Source organism: Mesorhizobium sp. M7A.F.Ca.CA.002.04.1.1 (assembly GCF_004022805.1).
In the GTDB taxonomy this organism is placed as follows: Bacteria; Pseudomonadota; Alphaproteobacteria; order Rhizobiales; family Rhizobiaceae; genus Mesorhizobium; species Mesorhizobium ciceri.
Genome location: NZ_RZPL01000142.1, coordinates 1 through 9,829, shown reverse-complemented (window position 1 = coordinate 9,829; position 9,829 = coordinate 1). Strand labels below are relative to the sequence as shown.

The 9,829-nt window shown below is 62.0% G+C and carries 8 protein-coding genes; 6 read left to right on the top strand and 2 right to left on the bottom strand.

What is annotated here, in order from left to right:
• Positions 1–471: cupin domain-containing protein (locus ENZ75_RS10275; RefSeq protein ID WP_206617025.1), on the bottom strand; the 471-nt coding region annotated here is incomplete at its 3' end.
• A gap of 85 nt (positions 472–556) precedes the next feature.
• On the opposite strand from ENZ75_RS10275, the gene ENZ75_RS10270 reads away from it, so the two are divergent.
• The 5 genes from ENZ75_RS10270 (at position 557) to ENZ75_RS10250 (ending at position 6,895) form a co-directional block, all read left to right on the top strand.
• Positions 557–1,828: an extracellular solute-binding protein gene (locus tag ENZ75_RS10270; RefSeq protein WP_063170038.1), complete on the top strand. Its 1,272-nt coding sequence runs from the start codon at positions 557–559 to the stop codon at positions 1,826–1,828.
• 207 nt (positions 1,829–2,035) lie between these two features.
• Positions 2,036–2,896: a sugar ABC transporter permease gene (locus tag ENZ75_RS10265; protein ID WP_013530184.1), complete on the top strand. Its 861-nt coding sequence runs from the start codon at positions 2,036–2,038 to the stop codon at positions 2,894–2,896.
• Positions 2,893–3,729: a carbohydrate ABC transporter permease gene (locus tag ENZ75_RS10260; protein ID WP_013530185.1), complete on the top strand. Its 837-nt coding sequence runs from the start codon at positions 2,893–2,895 to the stop codon at positions 3,727–3,729. The genes ENZ75_RS10265 and ENZ75_RS10260 overlap by 4 nt, the downstream gene beginning before the upstream one ends.
• A gap of 8 nt (positions 3,730–3,737) precedes the next feature.
• Entirely contained in the window at positions 3,738–4,832 is a 1,095-nt protein-coding gene (gene ugpC / locus ENZ75_RS10255) for a sn-glycerol-3-phosphate ABC transporter ATP-binding protein UgpC (RefSeq protein ID WP_024504772.1), read from the top strand.
• 35 nt (positions 4,833–4,867) lie between these two features.
• On the top strand, positions 4,868–6,895 hold the full coding sequence (locus ENZ75_RS10250) for an aldo/keto reductase (RefSeq protein ID WP_063170039.1): 2,028 nt from the start codon (positions 4,868–4,870) through the stop codon (positions 6,893–6,895).
• A gap of 27 nt (positions 6,896–6,922) precedes the next feature.
• Here the strand turns inward: ENZ75_RS10250 and ENZ75_RS10245 are convergent, their stop codons facing one another.
• Positions 6,923–7,798: an AraC family transcriptional regulator gene (locus ENZ75_RS10245; protein ID WP_082826649.1), complete on the bottom strand. Its 876-nt coding sequence runs from the start codon at positions 7,796–7,798 to the stop codon at positions 6,923–6,925.
• Positions 7,799–8,045: 247 nt separating this feature from the next.
• Here ENZ75_RS10245 and ENZ75_RS10240 point away from each other — a divergent pair, with 247 nt between their 5' ends.
• On the top strand, positions 8,046–9,512 hold the full coding sequence (locus ENZ75_RS10240) for an alpha-glucosidase/alpha-galactosidase (RefSeq protein ID WP_063170465.1): 1,467 nt from the start codon (positions 8,046–8,048) through the stop codon (positions 9,510–9,512).
• Positions 9,513–9,829: the final 317 nt, after the last annotated feature.

The window sequence follows — 9,829 nt, the reverse complement described above, 5'->3', positions numbered from 1 at the left end:
CAATTCGTTGACGGCATGTTCGGCCTTGGCCTGGTCGCCGGACCGGGCGTAGCGGTTCCAGCGCTCGAAATTATGGTTGTCGGACTGGTCGGTGGCCGATGTCACCAGTGTTGCGCCCGTCATCAGCCGGTGCCTTATGTCCGTGGGCAGGTGCAGCCGGAAGAAATGCACCAGCGGCAGATGCGCTCCGGCATAGATGGCGTCGTCGGACAAATCGTCCATCTGGTGCGGCAGGCCACCCCAGAACAGGCACATCTCGCCGGCCGAAAGCGAAATCTCGTGGTCGTTCATGCGGTAATGCACGCTGCCGCGCACGATGAAATTAACCTCGACCTGGGCGTGCCAATGCGGCTTGAGCATCACCAACGGATTGGTGTGAAACATCTGCAGGAGCAGCGGCAGGCCTTCCACGCTGCTGGCCCCAGGCTGGTAGAACGGCCGTTCAGGCATCTTACTTTCCGCCAATTTCATATTCCCTTTGACGGCGACAGGCCTTGCCCGGTGCATAGTCTAGCCACGCTCACAGTGAGAGAGCAAATGAAATGGGAGGATTTCAATGCGCATCACAATGACCTGCGCCGCGCTCGCGCTTGCCCTGGGCTCAGCCCCGGCCTTCGCGCAATCCGGCGAAATCACCATCTGGAGCTGGAATGTCGCGGCTTCATCGCTGAAAGCGACCATTGCCGGCTTCAACAAGCAATTTCCCGACGTCAAGGTCACGGTCCAGGATCTCGGCAACCAGCCGACTTACGACAAGTCGATCGCCGGCTGCGCCGCCGGCGGCGTCGGGCTGCCTGATGTCGTCACCATCGAGAACGGCGAGGCCGAGAATTACTGGAGCCAGTTCCCCGACTGCTTCGTCGACCTGCATACGCTCGGTTACACAGCCGACGACCAGAAAAAATTCCCCGATTTCAAGCGCACCGAGTTGGAAGTGGGCGACAAGGCCTACGCGATGCCGTGGGATTCCGGCCCGGTGGCCGCCTTTTATCGCCGCGACTTCTACGAAAAGGCCGGCGTCGATCCGGCTTCGATCAAGACCTGGGACGATTTCATCGCCGCCGGCAAGAAAATCCAGGCCGCCAATCCTGGCGTCTCGATGACCAATGCCGATTTCAATGGCGACTCGGAATTCTTCCGCATGATCTCCAACGAACAGGGCTGCGCCTATTTCTCCGAGGACGGACAATCGATCACGGTCAACCAGCCCAAATGCATCGATGCCATGACCAAGGTCAAGGAGATGAAGGACGCCGGCATCATCTCGTCGGCCGACTGGGGCACCAAGATCACCAACAACACCGCCGGCACCGTCGCCACCCAGATCTATGGCGGCTGGTATGAGGGCACCATTCGCACCGAATCTGCCGGCGAAAACGGCAAATGGGGCGTCTATCTGATGCCGAGCCTCACCGCCGACGGGCCGCGCGCCGCCAATCTCGGCGGGTCCTCGCTGGCCATCACCTCGGCTTCCAAGAACAAGGAGGCTGCCTACGCCTATCTGAAATACACGCTCGGAACCAATGAAGGCCAGATCACGATGCTGAAGGAGTTCGGCCTGGTACCGTCCCTGGTCTCGGCACTCGACGATCCCTATGTCGCACAAGGCCTGTCTTACTGGGGCGGCCAGGCGGTATGGAAGGACATTCTCGGCACCTTGCCGAAGGTTGTTCCGAGCCGCGGCACGCAGTTCCAGAGCGACGCCGAAATCATCGTCCGCGCCGTGCAGACCAAGTATCTGGCCGGCGGCTATCCTGACGCCAAGGCGGCGCTCGACGATGCCGCAAGCCAGATCGCGGCGGCGACCGGACTGCCCGTCAAATCTTGATCACCGCTTCTCCTTCTCCCCTTGTGGGAGAAGGTGGATCGGCGCGATAGCGCCGAGACGGATGACGGGTGCTCCAGCGGAGTGAGACGTTTGCGTTCTCTGGAACACCCCCTCATCCGTCGCCTTCGGCGACACCTTCTCCCACAAGGGGAGAAGGGAAGACCCAGGCGACGGCGTGAAACAACAAGCGGTAGAAGGAGGAGCAAGATGCGCAATCGTAACGCCACGGCCTATCGCTTCCTCACGCCCTATCTGCTGATCTTCGCGATCTTCTGGGTGTGGCCGATCATCAGCTCCTTCATGATCTCCTTCCAGGCAACGCGCACCGTGCCGTGGCGGTTCGCGCCGAGCTTCAACTGGGGCCGGTTGATCGGCGATCCGGCCTTCTTCAACGCCCTGAAGAACACGCTGCTCATCCTGGTCATCCAGGTGCCGGTGATGATCTCGCTGGCGCTCGTCATGGCGGTGCTTTTGAACTCGCCGCTCTTGAAGGCGCGTGGCCTCTACCGCTTCGCCTTCTTCGCCCCGGTCGTGGTCGGCGAGGTTGCCTATTCGGCGGTGTTCCGGCTGATGTTCAACCTCGATTTCGGCATCATCAACAAGCTCCTGAACAGCGTCGGCCTGCCCAAGATCGACTGGTTCTCCAACGTCACGCCGGCGATGGCGCTGATCATGATCGCGGTGACCTGGCGCTGGGCCGGTTACAACGCCATCATCCTGCTCGCCGGCATGCAGTCCATTCCCGAAGACGTCTACGAGGCGGCGACGCTCGACCGCGTCAGCAAGCTCAAGCAGTTCTTCTACATCACCCTGCCGCTGCTGAAGCCGGTCATCGTGTTCTGTCTCGTGCTGTCGATCATCGGCACCATGCAGCTGTTCACCGAGCCCTTCCTGATCACCGAGCGCGGCGGGCCGGGCGGCGGCACGGAGACGCTTGGCCTGCTGCTTTACCGCCAGGGCTTTCGGTCGCTCAACTTCGGCTACGCCTCGGCCGTCGCCTACACCATGGCCGGGCTGGCGATCGCCATCACGCTGGCGCAGCTGTGGCTGACGAGGGAACCGAAATGAGTTCGCGCTCCTCCGCCAGGCTGGGACGCAGCATCGCTCTGCATCTGTTCCTGACGCCGCTGGCGCTGATCTGGCTGTTTCCGCTGTGGATGATGGTGGTGTTCTCGACCATGCCCGACAACGGCATCTTCAGCCCCGGCATCGAGCTTTTGCCGCACGGCAATTTCATCGACAATTTCAACAATCTGCAGCGTGACACGAACTTCGTCGGCGCCATCGGCATTTCGGTCTCGGTGGCGGTGACCTACACCATCCTGTCGGTGCTGCTGACGTCGATGGCCGGCTGGGCGCTGGCCCGATACCAGTTCTTCGGCAAGGGCGCGGTCGTCGCCATCATACTGGGCACCATAACGCTGCCCTATGCGGTCGTGCTGATCCCGCAGTTCATCATGGTGGCGCGCGACTTCAAGCTCGCCAACACCTGGGTGGCGCTGATCGTTCCGCCGCTGTTCAATTCGCTCGGCGTGCTGTTCATGCGGCAGAGTTTTTCGATGATGCCGGACGACCTCTTCGATGCGGCGCGCGTCGAGGGCGTGAAGGAGTGGCGCATCTTCCTCTTTGTCGCGCTGCCTTTGGCGCGGCCGATGCTGGCCGCACTCGCCATCATCCTGTTCCTCGCCTCCTGGAACAATTATCTGTGGCCGCTTTTGATCAACAGCCAGCCTGGTTCGATGACGGCGCCGGTGGCGCTCGGCACGCTGATCGGCCTCACCAAGGTGTCATGGGGCGGCATCATGGCGGGCGCTGTAATGCTGACGGTGCCGATGCTGGTCGTCTTCGTGCTGCTGCAGCGCCATTTCATCGCCGGCATTGCCGCCGGCGCGGTCAAGTAAGGGGCAGCATGGCAACGGTCACGCTCACCAATGTCGTCAAGCGCTTCGGCGTCTTCGAGGTCGTCCATGGCGCCAGCATGGACATCAAGGACGGCGAGTTCGTCGTCTTCGTCGGCCCCTCCGGCTGCGGAAAATCGACGCTGCTCAGGATGATCGCCGGGCTCGAGGACATCAGCGGCGGCGAAATCGCCATCGGCGGCAAGGTGGTCAATGATGTCGAGGCGGCCGACCGCGGCATCGCCATGGTGTTCCAGTCCTACGCGCTGTATCCGCATATGAGCGTCGAACAGAACCTCTCTTTCGGCCTGCGCATGACCGGCAATCCAAAAGCCGACACCGAACGGCGGGTGAAGCGGGCGTCCGAGATCCTGCGCATCAGCGAATTGATGGACAGGCGCCCGAAAAAACTCTCAGGCGGCCAGCGCCAGCGCGTCGCCATCGGCCGCGCCATCGTACGCGAACCGCAGGTGTTTCTGTTCGATGAGCCGCTCTCCAATCTCGACGCCGAATTGCGCGTCCAGATGCGCGTCGAGATCTCCCGGCTCCATAAGGAACTGGGCACGACAATGATCTATGTCACCCACGACCAGACCGAGGCGATGACGCTCGCCGACAGGATCGTCGTGATGCGCGCCGGCCATATCGAGCAGATCGGCCGGCCACTCGATCTCTACGACAACCCCGACAATCAGTTCGTCGCCGGCTTTGTCGGCTCGCCGAAGATGAATTTCATCAAAGGCCGGGTTGTCGGGCACGATGCACCTGGCGTCGTGGTCGAACTGGCGGGCCAGGAGAAGACCCGCATCACGCTACCGCTGACTGGCACTGCGCCCGAAATAGGCAGCCCAAAAATCGGCAGCAAGGTCATTGTCGGTGTGCGGCCCGAACATTTCGGCAATGCCGGAGAAGGCGACGCCGACCTTGTGGTTGCCATCGACGTGATCGAGCACCTGGGCGGCACAAGTTTCCTCTATGCCAGAACGGCCAACGGTGACGACGTGGTGATCCAGCGCGACGCGGCAAAGGTCCCCGACACGTCCGAGATCACCGTTTCCATCCGCAAATCCTACCTGTTCGACGAAAAAGGACTGCGGCTGCGCTGACCGCCAGCCCTTTCCAGCCTTCAAGGAGAATGACAATGACCGCAACCACGCCCATTCGCTGGGGCATTCTCGGCCCGGGCAGCATCGCCCAGTCCTTTGCCGGTGGCGTGGCCGCTTCGGACACCGGCAAGCTGGTCGCCATCGGCGCACGCAATCCCGCCAAGCCGGGGCTTGCCGAGCGTTTTCCCGGTGCCCGTATCCTCGACGGCTACGACGCGCTGCTCGCCGACCCCGACATCGACGCCGTCTACATTTCGATACCGCATCCAGGCCATGCGCAATGGGCGATCAAGGCGGCCGAGGCCGGAAAGCATGTGCTGTGCGAAAAGCCGCTGGCGCTGACCGCCTTCGAGGCCGACGCCATGATGCATGCTGCGCGCAAGGCCGGCACATTCCTCGGCGAAGCCTTCATGTACCGGTTGCACCCGCAGACCAAGAAGCTGGTGGAGCTGATCAGGTCCGGCGTCATCGGCGAGATCAGGATGATCAAGTCGAGCTTCGGTTTCGCCATGCCGGGCTTCATGCCGCAGCACCGGCTCTATGCCAACGATCTCGCCGGCGGCGGTATTCTCGATGTCGGCGGCTATCCCGTCTCGATGGTCCGGCTGATTGCCGGTGCGGCCGTCGGAAAGCCCTTCAGCGAGCCAGACAAGGTGGTCGGCACCGCCCATCTGGGCCAGTCCGGCGTCGACGAATGGGCCTCCGCGCTGCTGCATTTCCCCGGCGGCATTGTCGCCGAAGTCTCCTGCAGCATCTCGCTCAACCAGGACAATGTGCTGCGCATCCTGGGCACAAGGGGCCGCATCGAAGTGCCGGACTTCTGGTTCGCCGGCGGCAACCGCGATGTCGGTCTCGGCCGGATAGACGTCATCGCCTCCGATGGTACGCGCCAGACCATCAGCGTCGACGAGAAGCGCCATGTCTATTCCTTCGAGGTCGACGCAGCCGGCGAGGCGATCCGCGCCGGCGGCCAAGAATTCGCCTGGCCGGGCATGGCGTGGGCGGAAAGCCTCGGCACCTTGCGTGTGCTGGACAAATGGCGGACGGCAGCCGGCCTCGAATACGGGATCGAGAAGGCCGAGCAGCGCACCAACACCATCTCCGGCCGGCCGCTACGGTCCGGCGGCACGGCGGTCGCCAAGCGCACCATTCCTGGCCTGTCGAAACCGGCATCGGTGGTGGCGCTCGGCTTCGAGGATTTCCGTACGTTTTCCTCAGGTTCGATCCTGCTCGATGCCTTTTTCGAGGCCGGCGGCAATCTCTTCGATACCGGCTATGTCTATGGCGGCGGCTATACCGAGAAGCTGCTTGGCGAATGGTTGAAAAACCGTGGCGTGCGCGCGCAATCGGTGGTCATCGCCAAGGGCGCGCACTCGCCGCTGTGCTATCCTGATGTGATCGGCAAGCAGCTCGACCAGACGCTCGAACGCCTGCAGACCGATCATGTCGATGTCTACTTCATGCACCGCGACAATCCGGATGTGCCGGTCGGCGAATTCGTCGATGCGATGGATCGCGAGGTCAAGGCCGGCCGCATCCGCGGCCCGTTCGGCGGTTCGAACTGGACGATGGAACGCATGGATGAGGCAATTGCCTACGCCGAACGCACCGGCAAGCAAAAGCCCGGTGCGCTGTCCAACAATTTCTCGCTGGCCGAAATGCTGGAGCCGATCTGGGCTGGCTGCGTCACGTCCTCCACGGATGCGTGGAAGGCCTGGCTGACATCCAGGAAGATGCCGAATTTCGCCTGGTCGAGCCAAGGGCGCGGCTTCTTCACCGATCGGGCGGGTCGCGACAAGCAAGACAATGAGGAGCTGGTGCGGGTCTGGTACTCCGAGCGGAATTTCGGCCGCCGCGACCGGGCGATCGAACTTGCCGCGAGACTGGGCAAGAGCCCGATCCATATTGCGCTGGCCTATGTGCTCGCTCAGCCCTTCCCCTCCATCCCGCTGATCGGGCCACGCACGCTGGATGAACTGGACGACAGCCTGCGCGCTCTCGACATCACGCTTTCGCAAGCCGATCTCGAATGGCTGGACGGCGGCAGCCTGCGCGCTGCCTAGTTGGCTGCCTGTTTAACCGTGGCGGCGTCAGGTCTCGTCATCGAACGCCCTGACGCCGCGCCTGGCCGGAGTCCGCAAATTCGCGTACATGCCTGTGGTGCGGAATTGGCTCGGTGTGATGCCGTAGCAGCGGCGGAAGACCTTTGAAAAATAGTTCGCTTCCTCGAAGCCGCACAGGATGGCGACCTCCTTCACCGGCAAAAAATCCGCTTTGGTCAGCAGCTTCGCCGCGCGTTGCAGGCGCTGCTGCAGCACGAACTCGGCCGGAGGCAGGCCTTCGCTCTCGGCGAAACAGCGTGAGAAATGGGCTCGGCTGAGGCCGCTGATCTGGACCAGGTCCGCCACCGGCAGCGGCTTGTCGAGATTGGCGTTGATGTGATCGATGACCGGCTGCATGGCGCTTAGTTTTTCGGCGAAGGCATGGGAACCGAAGACATCGTCATAGAGCGCCATCGCAGCCTCGTAGGCTATCGCGGAAGCAGCACCCGGCGAAGCGGCGCCTTTGATCAGGCGCAGGCTGCAATCGGCAAGATGATCGATTGTCGCCGGCTGCAGCCGAAATACAGGACCCGAGACGCTGAGGATCGACTTGTGGATGCGCAGCGCTTCCTCGCCGTTCATCGAAATCCAGAAATATTCCCAGCGCTCATCTCCAGCCAGCCAGTAACGGTGGTTGTGCGGCACCAGCACCAGCAATGTGTCGTTCTTCTGCAAGCGGTAGTTGCGGTTTTCGTAGCGCAGCCGGCCAGTCCCGCTGATCGTGTGCTGGAGCACGGTGAACGGTGTCTGACCGCGCTTGCGGCCGTCCCAGTCGTAGATTTCGTCCTCGCGCACTTCGTAGCCCGTGCTCGTCGGCATGGCGTGCAGGCGCTGGCGGCCGCGCGGCAGCGAGATCGTGCGCATGGACTGTCCGTGTTCTATCAAATCATGCAGCACAAAATTACCCCTGAAAGCATAATCCTTCTCTGGTCGCGCTCGCGAATAAGCGCATAATCCCCATCGAAAAGCGAGAGAGATCCGCAGTCAAGGAGCGGACAGGGAGGTTGGCGAGCCGGATTCCGGCTTGTCCTGCATACATGTCGCGGCATGTGGCTAGAGCCTCCCATTGTCATTCCTTGCCTGCAATTCGAAATGGAATGAGGTGCGGCTGATGAGTTTCAAAATCGCTATCATCGGTGCCGGCAGCGTCGGCTTCACCAAGAAATTGTTCACCGACATCCTGTGCGTGCCCGAATTCAAGGACATCGAATTCGCGCTGACCGACGTCAGCGAGCACAATCTTCAGATGATCAAGGCGATCCTCGACAGGATCGTCCAGGCAAACAGGTTGCCGACCACGGTGACGGCGACCACCGACCGCCGCAAGGCGCTCGAAGGCGCTCGCTACGTCATCAGCTGCGTGCGGGTCGGCGGCCTCGAAGCCTACGCCGACGATATCCGCATTCCCTTGAAATACGGCATCGACCAGTGCGTCGGCGATACGATCTGTGCCGGCGGCATTCTCTATGGCCAGCGCAACATTCCGGTGATCCTGGATTTCTGCAAGGACATACGCGAGGTCGCCGAGACGAACGTCAAATTCCTGAACTACGCCAACCCGATGGCGATGAACACCTGGGCGGCGATCGAATACGGCAAGGTCGACACTGTCGGGCTCTGTCACGGCGTCCAGCACGGCGCCGAGCAGATCGCCGAGGTGCTTGGCGCGAAGTCCACGCAGGAGCTCGACTATGTCTGTTCCGGCATCAACCACCAGACCTGGTTCATCGATCTGCGCCTCAACGGCCGCCCCATTGGCAAGGATGAACTGGTGGCCGCTTTCGAGGCGCATCCGGTCTATTCCAGGCAGGAGAAGCTGCGCATCGACGTCCTGAAGCGCTTCGGCGTCTATTCGACCGAAAGCAACGGTCATCTTTCCGAATATCTGCCCTGGTACCGCAAACGTCCCGACGAGATCACGCGCTGGATCGATATGTCCGACTGGATTCACGGCGAGACCGGCGGCTATCTCCGCTACTCCACCGAAACCCGCAACTGGTTCGAGACGGAATATCCGCAGTTCCTCGAAGCGGCGTCCAAGCCGATCGACCGCGAGAAACGCTCCAACGAGCATGCCAGCCACATATTGGAGGCGCTGGAGACCAACCGCGTCTATCGCGGCCACTTCAACGTCAAGAACAATGGGGTGATCACCAACCTGCCGCACGATGCCATCATCGAGTCGCCGGGCTTCGTCGACCGTTTCGGCATCAACATGGCCGCCGGCATCACGTTGCCGGAGGCTTGCGCCGCCACCTGCATCGCTTCGATCAACGTCCAGCGCATGTCGGTGCATGCCGCGATATCGGGCGACATCGATCTTCTGAAGCTCGCCGTGCTGCATGACCCGTTGGTCGGCGCGGTTTCGACGCCGGAGGAGGTCTGGCAGATGGTCGACGAAATGGTCGTCGCCCAGGCAGCCTGGCTGCCGCAATACGCCCATGCGGTTCCGGCCGCCAGGGAGCGGCTGTCGACATCCAAGGTGAAGACCCGCGAGTGGGCGGGCGCCGCACGGCGCAGCATTCGCTCGATCGAGGAATTGCGCGCCGAAAAAGCCGCGCTGAAGCAAGCCGGCTGAAACGGGCCGGCTGAAACGGGCCGGCTGGAAATTCATGCGGTGATGGTGGATCCATGGGAGGCGGATCCACTGCCACGAAGCCGTTTGAATTCGAGGAGAGGCGGAGCGGGTGCAAACGCTCCGGACCAACAAGAGGGAGAGAGAGACAGTGAGGAATTTACGCAATATCGGCCTTGCTGCCGGACTGGCGCTGAGCGTCTCGGTCTCGGCACTCAGTGCATACGCTTCCGAGCCGACGGTTCCGCCGGCGCCGACACCGTTTCCCGCCGAAGGCAAGATCAATTATGTCGCGCGCGACTCCATTCTGGAGTTCAAGG